This window comes from Microlunatus parietis (genome assembly GCF_013407955.1).
Lineage (GTDB): Bacteria > Actinomycetota > Actinomycetes > Propionibacteriales > Propionibacteriaceae > Microlunatus > Microlunatus parietis.
In genome coordinates this window covers 7,090,095-7,104,443 of the sequence record NZ_JACCBU010000001.1, presented here as the reverse complement: position 1 = coordinate 7,104,443, position 14,349 = coordinate 7,090,095, and the positions used below count along the sequence as shown (strand labels likewise).

Below are 14,349 nucleotides of genomic sequence, written 5' to 3'. Positions count from 1 at the left end.
GATCCTCCCACCCTGCGGCCCACCCGAATCCCGGCGATCAGGCCAGCAGGGCGAGCAGCGTGGTGATCATCGCGTCGACCGGCTGTGCCGCCGAGAGCCGGAGGTCGGGGTCGCGAGGTCGTTCGGCCAGGCCATGTCGGAAGGTCGCGGCGAGATGATCTTGCCGGTCCGCGACCTCCGTACCCCAGCGGCGATCCCGGTCGACCAGCCGACGGCACTGTTCCGCCGGCTCGAGCTCCAGCAGCACCAGCCGGTCACAGCGCGGATGCGGCCGCATGCCGTCCAGGACCGCCACCGGGCCGGGGCCGATCGGCAGTCCACCGTACGGGGCTCGCCGGCGCATCGCCGTGAAGTCGCAGTCCGGCGTGCTCCGTTCCGGGCCGGTGGCGGCCAGGGCGCGGTCGACGGCGGGCCAGTCGTACCCGAACGGCCGGGCCAGATAGTCCGCCATCGACTCAGTGGCCGGCCGAGGCACGAAGAAGTAGTCGACCGGCACCCGCGCGAACCGCTCCGGCCGGACCCGCTCCAGCTCCTTGGCGAGGGTCGACTTCCCCGACCCGGCCGGCCCCATCAGGCAGATGATCATGGACTCACTTCACCAGCCTGCCGGTCCCGGCGCACGCGATCTTCCCGCGTGTCGTCCAGGACCGCGGCAGCGCTGCCCCTGTCGATCGCCTCCTCTGCCTGCCTGATGCCTCCCTCGAGCCGAGTCTCGAAATCCGTCCTCGTCACGTCGCCGGCGACGATGACCGCGGCGGCGTTGAGGACGACCGCGTCGCGCAACGGCCCTCGGCGACCGCTGAGCACGGCCCGGGCACGCTCCGCGTTCTCGGCCGCGGTCGCCCCGCGCAGGTCGGTCGGTCCCGCGCGCGGAAGTCCGAGCGCGGTCGGGTCGAACACCAGCTGCTGCAGCGAGTCCTCCCGAACGATCCACACCTCGGACACGTCGGTCGTGGTCAGCTTGTCCAGGCCGTCGTGTCCGTGCACGACCAGCCCACGGCGGCCGAGACGCTGCAGGGTTTCCGCCAGCATCCGTACCCGACCGGCATCCGCGACGCCGATCACGGGATGCTCGGGGCGAGCCGGGTTGATCAATGGCGCGGCCAGGTTGAAGATCGTCGGGATCCCCAAGCCGCGCCGGGCGTCGACGGCATGCCGGAGGCCGGGATTGACCTCCGGGGCGAACAAATAGCGGAACCGTCCGGCGCCAGCGCCCCGGCACGGTTCGGCCGAGTTCGCCAACGGGAGGCCGAGCGCCTCGATCAGGTCCGCGGACCCTGCCGTCTGCGAGGACGCCGCGCGGCCGCCGTGCTTGACGACGGTGCAGCCCGCGCCGGCCGCGACGATGGCGGCCAGGGTCGAGAGGTTCATGGCTCCGGTGCCGTCACCTCCCGTACCGGCGATGTCATGGCACGGCCGATCCACCCGGACCGGGATCGCGGCAGCCAAGAGTGCCTCGACCACGCCGAACAGTTCCTCGACGGTCTCGCCCTTGACCCGCAGCGCAGCCAGAAAACCGGCCAGCGCCACGGCCGGCGCACGCCCCGCGACGGTCTCCCGGACGGCCCAGCCGGTCTCCTCGGTCGACAGGTCCCGCCGCTCGGCCAAGGCTGACAACAGCGAACGCCACGTGGTTTCCTCAACGACGGCCATGAACCCTCCAGGTCAGTCGCAACCCGTGCCTGGAGATCAACAGTCGGACGACGGCCGTCACCAGAGACGGCCCTCTCGCAGCATCGAACAGCGGCCCGCCTAACCGACGAACCACCACAAGATCAACTGCTGACTCTTCACCGGCCCGACGATAGCCGATCAGGATCGAGAGGTCACTTGTGCAGCGACACGCCGCAGAAACGCCTGCTTTTGTGACTAGTCGGCGGGTTGGAGGGTGGCTACGCACTCGATGTGGTGGGTCATCGGGAACAGGTCGAACGCTCGGAGGGAGTCGAGCCGGTAGCCCTCGGTGGCCAGGTAGCCGAGGTCGCGGGCGAGGGCGGCGGGATCGCAGGCGACGTACGCGATCGCGCGCGGGCGGCGGCGGACGAGGCCAGCGACCACCTTGCGGCCGGCGCCGGTGCGGGGCGGATCCAGGACGACCAGGTCGGTCCGGGCCGGCAGGCCGCCGCGACGTTCCGGGCGGTCCAGCACCCGGTCGACGGAGCCGGCGACGAAGCGGGCCCGGGAGCCGGCGTCGGCGAGGTTGCGCCGGGCCAGCCGCACGGCCGGCTTGTTGCCCTCGACTCCGATGACGGCGCAGCCGCGGTCCACGAGCGCCGCCGCGAACAGGCCGACCCCGCAATAGAGGTCGAACGCGGTCTCGCCCGGCTCCGGCGCCAGCCCGTCCAGCGCCGCGTCGGTCAGCAGCCGGGGCGCGGCCGGGTGCGCCTGCCAGAACCCGTCGACCGCGACGGCGAACTCGCGGCCGAGCGCCCGCTCCCGCACGGTCCCCGCCGGATGATCACCGGTCGCCCAGATCGCCTGCTCGCCGTCGGCGACGCCGACCAGTTCGTCCTCCGGCACCGCCGGCGGCACCCGCAGCGGCGGCGCGGCGATCCGGCAACCACCCGGCGGGAGTTCGATCACCCGCTCCGACCGGTGCGCGCGCAGCCCGGCCCGGCCCTGGCCGCTGTGTTGATCATGAACGCTGTGTTGATCATGAACGACGTGTTGATCATGAACGACGTGATAGCGCATCCGGGTCCGCCAGCCCAGCCCGTCGCCGTCCCCGGCCGGCTCCACGGTTCCGTCCCAGGAGATCCCGGCCAGCCGCTCCAGCTGTTCGGCGACGACCTGGCGCTTCAGCTCCCGCTGGGTGGCCAGGTCGGCATGCTGGAAGTCGCAGCCGCCACACAACCCCGGCCCGGCGATCGGGCAGGGCGGCGGCACCCGCCCGGCGGCCGGCTCGAGCACCTCGACCGCGTCACCGCGCCAGAACCGGTCGTGGCTCCGGTCGGTGATCTTGATCATGACCCGCTCCCCCGGCAGCGCATGCCGGACAAAGATCACCCGGCCCTCGTGCCGCGCCACACAGTGCCCGCCGTGCGCCACCGGCCCGACCAGCACCGGCCCGACCAACATCGGCCCGGCCAGGTCGTTCTCGCTCTCGGACACTAGCGCCGCCGGCGGGCGCCCTGCTGGTCCGACCGGGCGTACCGCCGTTCTGCGACGTCCGACGACGCCAGCAGGTACGGGACCGAGGTGACCATCACGCCCGGGGTGAACAGCAATCGCGCCTTCAGCCGGAGCGCGCTCTGGTTGTGCAGGATCTGCTCCCACCAGTGACCGACCACGTACTCGGGGATGAAGACGGTGACCACGTCGCGCGGGCTCTCCGACCTGATCGTCTTCACGTAGTCCAGGATCGGGTTGGTCACCTCCCGGTACGGCGAGGCGACCACCTTCAGCGGGATCTCGATCCCGGCCTCGTCCCACGCCTGGACCAACCGCTTCGTCTCGTCGGAGTCGACGTCGACGGTGATCGCCTCCAGGGTGCTCGGCCGGGACGCCTTGGCGAAGGCCAGCGCCCGGGCGGTCGGCTTGTGCAGCTTGCTGACCAGCACGATCGCGTGCACCCGGCTGGGCAGCGTCTTCGCCTCGCCGGGCACCAGCGCGGTCTCCCGGGCCACCGCGTCGTAGTGCCGCCTGATCAACTTCATCAGCACGAACAGCACCGCCATCGCGATGATCGCGATGTAGGCACCCTGCAGGAACTTCGACACCAGGACGATGATCAACACGGTGCCGGTCATGGTCAGGCCGATGCAGTTGATCACCCGGGACCGCTGCATCCGGCGCCGCACGTCCGGCCGGGTCTCCGACTTCAGTTCCCGGCTCCAGTGCCGCACCATGCCGGTCTGGCTGACCGTGAACGAGACGAACACACCGACCACGTACAACTGGATCAGCGAGGTGACGTCGGCGTCGAAGGCCAGGATCAGGATGATCGCCAGGGTCGCCAGCACGATGATCCCGTTGCTGTACGCCAGCCGGTCGCCGCGGGTGTGCAGCTGCCGCGGCAGATAGCCGTCCCGGGCCAGGATCGAGCCCAGCACCGGGAAGCCGTTGAAGGCGGTATTGGCGGCCAGGAACAGGATGATCATGGTCGCCGCGACGACGAAGTAGAAGCCGAACGGGAAGCCGGAGAAGATTGCCCGGGCCAGCTGCCCGATCGCGGTCTCCTCGATGATGTCGACCCGCTCCCCGTTCAGCGTGTAGAAGGAGTGCCCGGGATCGATCAACCGCAACCCGGTCAGATTGGCCAACGTGATCACGCCGAGCAGCATGCTGACCGCGATCACGCCGAGCAGCAGCAGCGTCGTCGCGGCGTTCTTGCTCTTCGGCTTGCGGAACGCGGGAACGCCGTTGGAGATCGCCTCGACGCCGGTCAGCGCCGCCGAGCCGGACGAGAAGGCACGGGCCAGCAACACCACCATCATCAGGCCGGTGAACGAGGTGAACGCGGGATCGCCCACCACCTCGTACTGGGCGCTGTGTGCGCGCACCGGCTCGCCCATGATCAGAATCCGGACCAGGCCGACCACGACCATGCCGATGATCCCGATCATGAAGCAGTAGGTCGGGATGGCGAACAGGGTGCCCGACTCCTTGACGCCGCGCAGGTTCATCGCCATCAGCAGGACCACCGCGCCGGCGGCGATCCAGCCCTCGTAGCCGTCGATGAACGGCAGCGCCGACTTCGCGTTCTGGACCCCGGAGCTGACCGACACCGCGACCGTCAGCACGTAGTCGACCAGCAGCGCGCTGGCCACCGTCGTACCGGCGTTGCGGCCCAGGTTGACGGTCGCGACTTCGTAGTCGCCGCCGCCGGACGGATAGGCGTGCACGTTCTGCCGGTACGAGGCGACCACGACGAGCATCACCACGGCGACCGCGATCGCGATCGGCCAGGAGAACGCGAAGCCCGCCATCCCGGCCAGGGACAGGGTCAGCAGGATCTCGTCGGGCGCATAGGCCACCGAGGACAGCGCGTCCGAGGCGAAGACGGGGAGGGCGATGCGCTTCGGCAGCAAGGTCTGGCCGAGTTGCGTGCTGCGTAACTTGCGCCCAACCAGGAGGCGCTTGCCGAGGTCGGACAAACTCACGTCCCGACACTCTAGACCTACTTCGGCGGTGGTCGTGTAGCGTCGTCGGCGTGCACATCGTGATCATGGGGTGCGGTCGCGTCGGCTCGACGCTGGCCCGGGCCCTGGAGCGTCGCGGCCACACGGTCGCGGTGATCGACATGCAACCGGACGCCTTCCGCCGGCTCGGACCGGACTTCACCGGCACCACGGTGAAGGGGGTCGGGTTCGACCGCGAGGTGCTCACCGAGGCGCGGATCGGCGAGGCGAGCGCGTTCGCGGCCGTGTCCAGCGGCGACAACTCCAACATCCTGGCCGCGCGGGTGGTCCGGGAGACGTTCGGGGTGGAGAACGTGGTCGCCCGGATCTACGATCCCGGCCGCGCCGAGGTGTACGAGCGGCTCGGCATCCCCACCGTCGCGACCGTGCGCTGGACCGCGGACCAGGTGATCCGGCGGCTGCTGCCGGCCGGCTCGGAACCGCAGTGGCGCGACCCGTCGGGCAGTGTGCGGCTGATGGAGGTGCACGTCGACTCGGCCTGGGTCGGTCGTACGATCAGCCAGCTCGAGCAGGCCAGCGGGTCCCGGATCCCGTTCCTGGCCCGGCTCGGCACCGGCCACATCCCGAAGCCGACCTCGGTGTTCCAGGATGGCGACCTGGTCTACGCCGCGGTCCAGGACTCCCGGTTGGCCGAGGTCGAAGCGATCTTCGGCGCGCCCCCGAAGGAGGACTGATCATGCGTGTTGCCATCGCCGGAGCCGGGAATGTCGGCCGCTCGATCGCCGGGGAGTTGATCGAGAACGGCCACCAGGTGCTGCTGATCGACCGGGACCCGCGCTCGATCAAGACCGAGACCGTGCCCGAGGCCGAGTGGCTGCTGGCCGACGCCTGCGAGTTGTCCTCGCTGGAGGAGGCGGAGATCGACAGTTGCGACGTCGCGATCGCCGCCACCGGCGACGACAAGGTGAACCTGGTCGTGTCGCTGCTGGCCAAGACCGAGTTCGGCGTGCCCCGTACCGTCGCCCGGGTCAATCACCCGAAGAACGAATGGCTTTTCAACGAGGTCTGGGGTGTCGACGTCGCCGTGTCGACGCCGCGGCTGATGAGTGCCCTGGTCGAGGAGGCGGTCAGCGTCGGCGACCTGGTCCGGCTGCTCACGTTCCACGAGGGCGAGGCCAACCTGGTCGAGATGACGCTGCCGGAGAGCAGCCCGCAGGTCGGGGTCCGGGTTGGCGACATCACCTGGCCGGGCGACGTCGTCCTGGTCGCGGTGATCCGGGACGGCCACGCCCGGCCGCCGGACCCGGACAGCACGCTCGAGACGGGCGACGAGTTGCTCTTCGTGACCGCCCAGGACTACGAGCGGGAACTGGCCGAGATGCTCTCCCCGCGCGGCGAGGTCCGCAACGTTCCCGGAACCGGAGCGGTCCGCAGTTGATCGTTCCCTGAGCCTGTCGAAGGGCTAGGCCAGACCGGGCTTGGCACTTCGACAGGCTCAGTGCGCGTTGTCTTCCTGCTTGCGCAGCGCGGCCTGGGCCAGCGGCGAGTCCTCGATCGGGGTACGGCCTCGAGACAGCAGCAGGCCGATCACGGCCAGTGCGGCGATCAGCAGCGGCCAGCCGAGGGCAACCTTGGCGATGCCGAGCAGCAGCACCTGGTCGGCCAGGTAGAGCGGCAGCTGGACCACCACCCGGATCGTGTACGAGGCCGCCATCACCGCGGTCAGCTTGGTCATCATCCGGACCAGGCCCTTGTCGCCGGCCCAGCTCAGCGCGTCGCCGAGCGCGGCGCCGATGATGAAGCCGAACAGCGGGCGGCGGACCGCGATCGTGATGATCGCCAGCGCCGCCAGGGCCGCGTTGTAGAGGATGCCGGGGACGAACGCGTCCTCCGCGCGCCCGGTCCGGGCGGCGACCACGACCGCGATCACGGTGGGCACCACCGCCTGGAGCACGTACCGGATCGGCTGGCGTTGGACCAACCGGGCCACGGCCAGCACGACGGCGGCCACGACAGCGGCGATGATCGCCCGCAGCAGGTCCTGCCCGATCACCCAGGAAACGGTGAACGCGACGAACGGCAGCGCGCCCTCCAGCATGCCGCGCGGGCCGCCGAGGGCCTGCCCGACCTCGTGCCGGACCCACTCCTCGACGTAGCGGAACTGCTTCGGACCCGTAGCGGCAGCGGCGGTGTCCGTCATCCGGCGTGGGTGCTCTGGATCAGTTCGTACCGCGGGTTGTACATGATCCGGCCCTCGCCGCCACAGCTGATCCGGCCGCTCACCCGCACCGACCGGCCGGCGTCGATGCCGGCGATCTGCCGCCGGCCGAGCCAGACCAGGGTGACCGCGCCGGACCCGTCGCGGAGTTCCGCCTCGAGGGCCGGGTGGCCGCCGCGCGGGTTGATCGTCACGGCCGCGATGGTGCCGGCCAGATCGACGACCTCGCGGTCCTTGCACTGCTTGATCGGCCGTGCTCCGGAGTCGCGGACGTTCTTCTGCAGCTCCGCCGACTCGAGGTCCTCATTGGAGGACGTCAGCCGCTGCAGCACCCGGGAGAACAGCTCGCCGGCCTTGCCCATGATCATCACTTCCGATGTGAGGCGTGTAGGACTCCATTATCCCGCACCTTCAACCTCCCCGGAACCTTCGTCGCCGGGTTGTTGTACCGATTCAGTACGGGGCAGCGTCAGGGGCAGCAGATCGCCCGGGGCCCGGGCCTCGTCGCCGCGGCGGACGACGGTGGACCGGAAGCAGTCCAGCAGCTCGGCGACCGGGGACTCCAGGCCGTCGACCAGCGCCGCCTGGCCGTAGACGATGCCGCGGAGCAGCCAGCGCGGCCCCTCGGCGACCCACATCCGGGACGGCTGGTAGCCCTGCTCGCCGTCCGGCGTCTGCACCGGCAGCAGCCGCCGCAGCTCGACCCCGAACGGACCCTCGACCACCGCCGCGGATCCGCCGGCGGCGCCGGCCGCCTCGATCAGCTCCTCCCGGAGCTCGGACCACAGTCCGCCGCTGCGCGGCGCCGCGAACGCTCCCAGCTCGAGTGCGGAGTCCTTGCTGATCAACATCGCCGAGACGATCTGCTGGGTCTCGTCGGCGACCTGGAGCCGCAGCTCGGCGCCCTCGAGGCCGGTGATGATCATGCTGCCCAGGTCGATCCGCGGACCGGTCTCGGCCTCGGCCTCGAGGTCGACCTCGGTCACGTCGTACGGGCCCTGGTCGCGCCACTCCCGACTGTCCAGGTCATCGACGTCGAGGTCCGTACCGCCGGCATCCTCGGTCGCTTCGGCATCCTCCGCGTCGGCGTCCTCGGAGTCGCGAGCCTCGGCGTCCTCGGCCGCGTCGTCGTCCGTAGCGTCGGAATCCGTACCGTCGGAATCCGTACCGTCGGAATCCGAGTCGGCGGAGTCGTCGTGATCCTTTGTCACTGCAACGGTTTCGGCTCGCCCGGAGTCGGCGTCGTCGGCATCGGGGGCTTCGTCGTCAGCGGGGGTTTCGGGGCCCTTGTCGGCCGTCGCCGCTTCCGGTTCCTGATCGCGGCGCTTCCTCCGTCGAAAGATCACCTGCCGCACCTTAGCGTTATCACGCCTGATCCGTATGCCCAGTGTCCACCAAGCTCGCATGGCCACCGGTCGAGCCGTACCCGCCGGCACCGCGGACCGACTCCGGAAGTGCTTCCACGGCAACGAATTCGGCCCGGCTGACCCGCTGCACGACCAGCTGGGCGATCCGGTCGCCCCGGTTGATCGTCACGGGTTCGGACCGGTCGGTGTTGATCAAGCAGACCTTGATCTCGCCGCGGTAGCCGGCGTCCACCGTGCCGGGCGCGTTGACGACCGTGATCCCGTGCCGGGCCGCCAGGCCGGACCGCGGATGGACGAACGCGGCGTACCCCTCCGGCAAGGCGATCGCGACGCCGGTGCCGAACACCCGCCGCTCCCCCGGTTCCAGCGTCGCAGTCTCGCTGGACCGCAGGTCGGCGCCGGCGTCGCCGGGACGGGCGTAGTCGGGCGGTTCCAGGCCCGGATCGAGCCGGAGCAGTTCGACCCGAACCGTCTCGGTGGCGGGGATCACCTGGGCACGCGCGGCATGATCAAGCTGAGGCACCGGGTCAGGTTAGCCGCGCGGGGTCGTCCGCGCCGCAGCGTCGCGCAGCGCGTCGGCAAGGCGTTCGGGATGCCGGGACGACACCAGCCAGTACGGCACCGGGTCGGCCGGGTCGTCCAGCGCGATCTCCACCGCTTCCTTGAGGTACGGACGCAGCACCAGATAGGCCCGGGCGTCGGCGGTCGGCCCGCGCCGCGACCTGGTCTGCTCCGCGTCCAGCGGCCGGACCTCGGCCAGGTAGCGGTGTTCGATCCAGGCCCGGCCGACCCGCAGCCCGTCGGCGTCGACGGTGATCATGACCGAACCGGCCAGCAGCATCGCGCCGATCACCGCGAACACGGCCGCGGCGACGGCGAGCCCCCACCAGAACCCGACGGCGATGCCGATCACCGGCCACAGCACGGCCGCGCCGAGCAGGGTGATCAACCACCACGACAGCGGCGGCAGCAGACGCTCCGAATACCCCACGTCGGTCACCCTATAGAGCGGCGACTTGGTACTAGGGTGGCGGTGTGGAGCAGAAGCTGCTGTGGAAGGTGTACATCGGCGTGGTCGGCGCCGTCACGACGATCGCTGCGCAGAAGATCGTCACAACCGCCTGGAAGGTGGCCACCGGCGACGCGCCACCCAGCCCGACCAATCCGGACACGCCGGTGAAGGTCGCGGTCAGCTGGGCCATCGCCAGTGGTGTCGGGGTCGGCGTCACGCAGTTGCTGGTGACCCGGCTCGCCGCCCGCCGCTGGTCCAACCAGACCGGCGCCGCGCCGAGCGGCATCCCCGGCATCAAACTCAAGATCTAGGTTTCCGTCGCGGACGTTTCTCGCGACAGACCGAGGCGCCGCATCCGATCCGGATGCGGCGCCTCGATTTCTTCTGTGATTCTTTGGTGAGCTGCTCTCGTTGAGTGAGTTGCCCCCTGTCGACCGATCGTTTCTGGCGAGGTGTCAGCCCGCGCAATCGAAGCAGTAGGCGTCCCCGTTCGCCTTCTGCTCCGCGATCTGGCTGCGGTGTCGGACCAGGAAACACCCGGCACAGGTGAATTCGTCGGACTGCCGAGGCAGCACCCGTACCGTCAGTTCCTCGTGCGACAGGTCCGCCCCCGGCAGCTCGAAGCTCTCGGCGGCCTCCGCCTCGTCTTCATCTACCGTCCCCGAGTTCTTGTCGTTACGGCGGGTCTTGAGCTCCTCGATGCTGTCTTCGCTGAGTTCTTCTTCGGTCTTACGTGGGGCGTCGTAATCGGTCGCCATCGTTCCCTTCCTGGGGTTGTTCGCCCAGCCTGACTGCTGAAGTCGTGCGCATACTTATCACATCGTTCAAGTCGGCGTTCCTTCCCAACCCACGTGTCGGGACCTTCAACGCATACGCCGCGGGAAAATTCCTGCTTCGCCGGCCTTGTTCCGACATCTCGGGTACGGGCGCTCGGGGTCCCCCCGCGCTGGTCACGATCTGGTGTACGCTCCCTGACCGTTCGCCGAAGGAGACTGTTCAACTAAGGAGGATTGGGTAGCCTATGCCCCCAACCGTCCCGGACGCGGTCAAGACCTATTGGCAGCGGAAGTCCCCGCCCGTGCTCCGGAACGCGGTTCGCACGGTACGCCAGGTGGTCCAAGATCGACCCAGCGCGCTGGTGACGGTGATCGTCCCCTTCTATCGCGTCGAACCGTACTTCGACGCGTGCCTGCGCTCGATCGAACGGCAGACCCACCATGATCTGCAGGTGCTCCTGATCGACGACGGCTCGCCGGACGGCTCGATCGACATCGCGAAGGCGTACGCCAGGAAGGACCGGCGGTTCCGGATCATCCGGCAGCACAACCAGGGCCTCGGCGCCGCCCGTAACACCGGGCTCCGGCACGCCCGCGGCGCCTTCCTCACCTTCGCCGACTCCGACGACGAGCTGCCACCGGACGCGATCGAGACCCTGGTCAAGGCGCTCCGGAAGAGCGGCTCCGACTTCGCGATCGGCACGCCACGCCGGATGACCGAGCAGCGCCGCTGGGTGCCGGACTGGGCCGGCCAGGTGCACGCCCGGGACCGGTACGGCGTCCGGGTCGGCGACTTCCCGGCGATCCTCAAGGACGTCTTCGTCTGCAACAAGCTGTTCCGGACCGAGTTCTTCCAACGGGTCGTGCAGCGGTTCCCGGTCGGCATTCGGTACGAGGACCAGGAGCCGACCGCCAAGGCTTTCACCGCCGGCACGTTCGACGTGCTGGCCGCGGTGACCTACGACTGGCGGGTCCGCGAGGACGGCTCCTCGATCACCCAGCAGAAGGCCAACCCGGACGACCTGGCCGACCGGCTGACCGTCAAGCACCGGGTCCGGCAGATCCTGCGCGAGCAGGCCGATCCGGCCACCTATGCCGCCTGGCTGGCGAAGGCGGTCGGGTTCGACCTGCGCTCGTACGTCGAGCAGGTGCCGCGGACCGACCTCGACTACTGGGCCACGCTGCAGCAGGCGACCGCGAGGCTGGCCGCCGATCTCGACACCGACGGCTGGAACCAGATCCCGATCATCGACCGGCTGGCCACGCTGGCCCTGGCGGCCGACCGGCGGGACACGGTGATCCGGCTGGTCACCCGGCGCAGCGAGTACGGCTGGCGGGTGCCGACCGTGGCGGACGCGGACGGGATCCGGCTCGACCCGAGCTACGACGAGGACCTGGCCGTGATCGCGCCGGACCCGGCCCGGCTCCAGCTCGCCGACACCGACCTCGGCTTCGTCACCCGGGTGGACCGGATCGACTGGTCCGGCCGCGTGCTCGAGGTGACCGGGCACGCCTACATCGCGGGCCTGCCGGGCGATCAGGTGACCGGGCTGCGACTGCAGCTGGTCGCTGCGGACCCGGGGCAGGCGGACCCGGGGCAGACGGAGCCGGCGACGCTGACCGTACCGCTGGAGCGGCGGACCGACGACACGATCGACCAGGAGTCCGGCGACGCCTGGAACAGTTATGCCTCGACCGGCTTCGTCGGGCGGATCGACGCCGACCTGCTGGACGAGTTCCGGCAGCGGCAGCCGGAGCAACGGGAATGGCACCTCCGGGTCGGCGTCGAGGCGCACGGCGAGCTCCGGGAGGGCCCGCTGAACCGGCGCGACCTGCGTGGCTCGGCGTCCCGGCTGCCGGTCTGCCCGCTGTCCGAGCAGGGGCGTTGGGTGATCGAGTTCGCCGGCGACGCCGGGCTGGTGCTCAAGCACGAAGAACCGCCGGCCGTCCTGCTCGAGTCGCTGGAATTGGACGACCTGACGGTACGGATCGCGGTCACCGGGGCGCCGGTCACGGCGCTGGAGCTGTCCGCGCCGTCGCTGAAGCAGACCCTGACCACGCCGGGCCGGCGCGACCCGGACCGGACGGACCGGACCACGTTCGAGATCACGCTGCCGGAGCTGGTCGACCGCCGGCAGCGCGCCGACGAGCACGTCTGGAACGTCCGGCTGATCCCGGGCGTGGACCGGAGGCTGCGGCTGATCTGGCCCGACGGCACCGACGAACTCGACCGGCTGTCGCCGACCCATCACCGGCTGCGCGCGATCTGCTCCCGGATCGGCACCGTCCGGCTGCTGCAGAACCACTGGTGGGCGGCCGTCGAGGACGTCGAGCTGGACGGCGACGACCTGGTCGTCCGCGGCTCGCTGTCCACGCCGACGGCACCGCAGTATCACCTGCGGATCGCGGGGTCGGCCGCGCCGACCACGCCGGTCGTGGCCGACGTCGATCCGGTCGGCGGGACGTTCAGCGGCCGGATCCCGCTGCTCAGTGAGTACGGCCGGCGGCTGTCCGGCGGCGGCTTCAGCCTGCGCCTGGCGGCCGTCTGGCCGGACGGCGGCCAGGTGGAGCGCTGGGTCCGGGTCGAGGAACGGCTGCAGGCCCGGTTCCCGCTTGACCTGCAGAGCCGGACCAGCGCGGTCCGGCTCAGCCGTACCCCGCGTGCCGCGGCGCTCTGGGTGAAACCGCGCAAGCCGTACCGGGCGGACGAGCGGGGCCGGCTGGCGCAACGCCGGCTGCACGCGATCTTCCTCGACGAGCGGCCGGTCGAGCCGCTGGCCGCGGTGCTCTTCGAGAGCTACAACGGGCGCTCGGTCGGCGACTCGGTGCTGGCGCTGCACCAGGAGCTGCACCGTCGTGATCTTGGTCTGCAGCTGTTCTGGTCGGTCGATGATCATGGAGTGCAGCCACCCGAGGGCGGCACGCCGCTGCTGATGCACTCGCGCGAGTGGATGGACGTGCTGGCCCGCGCCCGTTACCTGGTGAACAACAACAACTTCCCGTTCTACTTCCGGAAGCGGCCGCACCAGACCTATCTGCAGACCTGGCACGGGACGCCGCTTAAGCGGATCGGCAACGACGTCCCGGCGCAGAACCTCTCGCTCTCCTACCGCGGCCTGATGCAGCGCGAGGCCGAATACTGGGACCTTCTGCTGGCCCAGAACGAGTTCTCGGCCGAGGCCCTCCCCCGCGCCTTCGGCTACTCGGGTCCGGTGACCAACACCGGCTACCCGCGCAACGACGCCCTGCTCGGCGGGGCGGCGGACGAGCGGAGGCGGGCGGTCCGGCGGCTGTTCGCGATCGGCGAGTCCGAGACCGCGGTGCTCTACGCGCCGACCTGGCGGGACAACGTGACCAAGAACAACCGGTACGCGCTGGTCAGTCACCTCGACTTCGGCCGGCTCGGCGCCGCGTTGCCGCGGAGCACCACGTTCCTGCTCCGCGGGCACTCGAACACGGCCCAGTCCGAGATCACGGTGCCGAAGTCGGTGATCAACGTGACCAAGTATTCGGACCTGAACGACCTGATGCTCGCCGCGGACGTGTTGATCACCGACTACTCCTCGGTGATGTTCGACTTCGCCGTTACCGGCAAGCCGATCCTGCTGCTCGCGCCGGACCTGGCCACCTACCGGGACTCGACCCGCGGGTTCTACCTGGACTACGAGGCCACCGTGCCGGGGCCGGTCTGTCATGATCAGGACGCCGTGGTCCGCGAACTGCGCGCCCTGCCGACCTTCTTCGACCGGCACGGCGACCGCTACCGTACCTTCGTCGAACGGTTCGCGCCACACGACGACGGTCACGCCGCGGCGCGGGTGGTCGACGAGATCTGGGGCCGGGAGCCGGCCACCGCGCAGCGTTCGCTGGCCGCGGAGGGGTCTCATTAGGGCCG

Annotated in this window: 14 protein-coding genes; 4 read left to right on the top strand and 10 right to left on the bottom strand. The window is 70.2% G+C overall.

Features of this window, described 5'->3' with window-relative positions:
* Positions 1 to 37: 37 nt before the first annotated feature.
* The 4 genes from BKA15_RS34015 to BKA15_RS34000 form a co-directional block, all read right to left on the bottom strand.
* Positions 38 to 586: a hypothetical protein gene (locus BKA15_RS34015; RefSeq protein ID WP_179758036.1), complete on the bottom strand. Its 549-nt coding sequence runs from the start codon at positions 584 to 586 to the stop codon at positions 38 to 40.
* A complete protein-coding gene (gene trpD, locus BKA15_RS34010) occupies positions 583 to 1,653 on the bottom strand; it encodes an anthranilate phosphoribosyltransferase (RefSeq protein ID WP_179758035.1) in 1,071 nt (356 codons plus the stop codon). Before trpD ends, BKA15_RS34015 begins: the two co-directional genes overlap by 4 nt.
* Before the next feature lie 216 nt (positions 1,654 to 1,869).
* Positions 1,870 to 3,078, bottom strand: coding sequence for a class I SAM-dependent RNA methyltransferase (locus BKA15_RS34005; protein ID WP_179758876.1), 1,209 nt, complete (start codon positions 3,076 to 3,078; stop codon positions 1,870 to 1,872).
* Positions 3,079 to 3,110: 32 nt separating this feature from the next.
* On the bottom strand, positions 3,111 to 5,102 hold the full coding sequence (locus BKA15_RS34000; protein WP_179758034.1) for an APC family permease: 1,992 nt from the start codon (positions 5,100 to 5,102) through the stop codon (positions 3,111 to 3,113).
* 65 nt (positions 5,103 to 5,167) lie between these two features.
* Between BKA15_RS34000 and BKA15_RS33995 the strand changes: the two genes are divergently transcribed.
* Complete coding sequence (locus tag BKA15_RS33995) at positions 5,168 to 5,815, top strand: potassium channel family protein (protein ID WP_218872669.1); 648 nt, start codon at positions 5,168 to 5,170, stop codon at positions 5,813 to 5,815.
* Between the two features lie 2 nt (positions 5,816 to 5,817).
* Positions 5,818 to 6,519 carry a potassium channel family protein gene (locus BKA15_RS33990; RefSeq protein ID WP_179758032.1) on the top strand — a complete coding sequence of 234 codons (702 nt, stop codon included), beginning with the start codon at positions 5,818 to 5,820 and terminating at the stop codon, positions 6,517 to 6,519.
* 57 nt (positions 6,520 to 6,576) lie between these two features.
* Here the strand turns inward: BKA15_RS33990 and BKA15_RS33985 are convergent, their stop codons facing one another.
* From BKA15_RS33985 to BKA15_RS33965, 5 genes are all read right to left on the bottom strand, one after another.
* Entirely contained in the window at positions 6,577 to 7,281 is a 705-nt protein-coding gene (locus BKA15_RS33985; protein WP_179758031.1) for a DUF3159 domain-containing protein, read from the bottom strand.
* Positions 7,278 to 7,661 carry an OB-fold nucleic acid binding domain-containing protein gene (locus BKA15_RS33980; RefSeq protein ID WP_179758875.1) on the bottom strand — a complete coding sequence of 128 codons (384 nt, stop codon included), beginning with the start codon at positions 7,659 to 7,661 and terminating at the stop codon, positions 7,278 to 7,280. The genes BKA15_RS33985 and BKA15_RS33980 overlap by 4 nt, the downstream gene beginning before the upstream one ends.
* 36 nt (positions 7,662 to 7,697) lie before the next feature.
* The gene (locus tag BKA15_RS33975) at positions 7,698 to 8,510 is read right to left on the bottom strand and encodes a DUF3710 domain-containing protein (protein WP_179758030.1); all 813 of its coding nucleotides are present in this window, start codon (positions 8,508 to 8,510) and stop codon (positions 7,698 to 7,700) included.
* Between the two features lie 154 nt (positions 8,511 to 8,664).
* Positions 8,665 to 9,189, bottom strand: coding sequence for a dUTP diphosphatase (gene dut / locus BKA15_RS33970; RefSeq protein ID WP_179758029.1), 525 nt, complete (start codon positions 9,187 to 9,189; stop codon positions 8,665 to 8,667).
* A 9-nt stretch (positions 9,190 to 9,198) separates the two neighbouring features.
* The gene (locus BKA15_RS33965; RefSeq protein ID WP_312879642.1) at positions 9,199 to 9,657 is read right to left on the bottom strand and encodes a DUF3093 domain-containing protein; all 459 of its coding nucleotides are present in this window, start codon (positions 9,655 to 9,657) and stop codon (positions 9,199 to 9,201) included.
* A gap of 44 nt (positions 9,658 to 9,701) precedes the next feature.
* On the opposite strand from BKA15_RS33965, the gene BKA15_RS33960 reads away from it, so the two are divergent.
* Complete coding sequence (locus tag BKA15_RS33960) at positions 9,702 to 9,989, top strand: DUF4235 domain-containing protein (protein WP_179758027.1); 288 nt, start codon at positions 9,702 to 9,704, stop codon at positions 9,987 to 9,989.
* 144 nt (positions 9,990 to 10,133) lie between these two features.
* Here BKA15_RS33960 and BKA15_RS33955 read toward each other — a convergent pair whose 3' ends face one another.
* The gene (locus BKA15_RS33955; protein ID WP_152364081.1) at positions 10,134 to 10,436 is read right to left on the bottom strand and encodes a DUF4193 domain-containing protein; all 303 of its coding nucleotides are present in this window, start codon (positions 10,434 to 10,436) and stop codon (positions 10,134 to 10,136) included.
* Between the two features lie 263 nt (positions 10,437 to 10,699).
* On the opposite strand from BKA15_RS33955, the gene BKA15_RS33950 reads away from it, so the two are divergent.
* The gene (locus BKA15_RS33950; RefSeq protein ID WP_179758026.1) at positions 10,700 to 14,344 is read left to right on the top strand and encodes a bifunctional glycosyltransferase/CDP-glycerol:glycerophosphate glycerophosphotransferase; all 3,645 of its coding nucleotides are present in this window, start codon (positions 10,700 to 10,702) and stop codon (positions 14,342 to 14,344) included.
* The last annotated feature ends 5 nt before the right edge of the window (positions 14,345 to 14,349 follow it).

Bases quoted from the DNA above. Each gene is read 5' to 3' on its own strand.
- BKA15_RS34015 (WP_179758036.1), bottom strand. From the start codon at position 586: ATGATCATCTGCCTGATGGGGCCGGCCGGGTCGGGGAAGTCGACCCTC.
- trpD (WP_179758035.1), bottom strand. From the start codon at position 1,653: ATGGCCGTCGTTGAGGAAACCACGTGGCGTTCGCTGTTGTCAGCCTTG.
- BKA15_RS34005 (WP_179758876.1), bottom strand. From the start codon at position 3,078: ATGTTGGTCGGGCCGGTGCTGGTCGGGCCGGTGGCGCACGGCGGGCAC.
- BKA15_RS33995 (WP_218872669.1), top strand. From the start codon at position 5,168: ATGGGGTGCGGTCGCGTCGGCTCGACGCTGGCCCGGGCCCTGGAGCGT.
- BKA15_RS33990 (WP_179758032.1), top strand. From the start codon at position 5,818: ATGCGTGTTGCCATCGCCGGAGCCGGGAATGTCGGCCGCTCGATCGCC.
- BKA15_RS33985 (WP_179758031.1), bottom strand. From the start codon at position 7,281: ATGACGGACACCGCCGCTGCCGCTACGGGTCCGAAGCAGTTCCGCTAC.
- BKA15_RS33980 (WP_179758875.1), bottom strand. From the start codon at position 7,661: ATGGGCAAGGCCGGCGAGCTGTTCTCCCGGGTGCTGCAGCGGCTGACG.
- BKA15_RS33955 (WP_152364081.1), bottom strand. From the start codon at position 10,436: ATGGCGACCGATTACGACGCCCCACGTAAGACCGAAGAAGAACTCAGC.
- BKA15_RS33950 (WP_179758026.1), top strand. From the start codon at position 10,700: ATGCCCCCAACCGTCCCGGACGCGGTCAAGACCTATTGGCAGCGGAAG.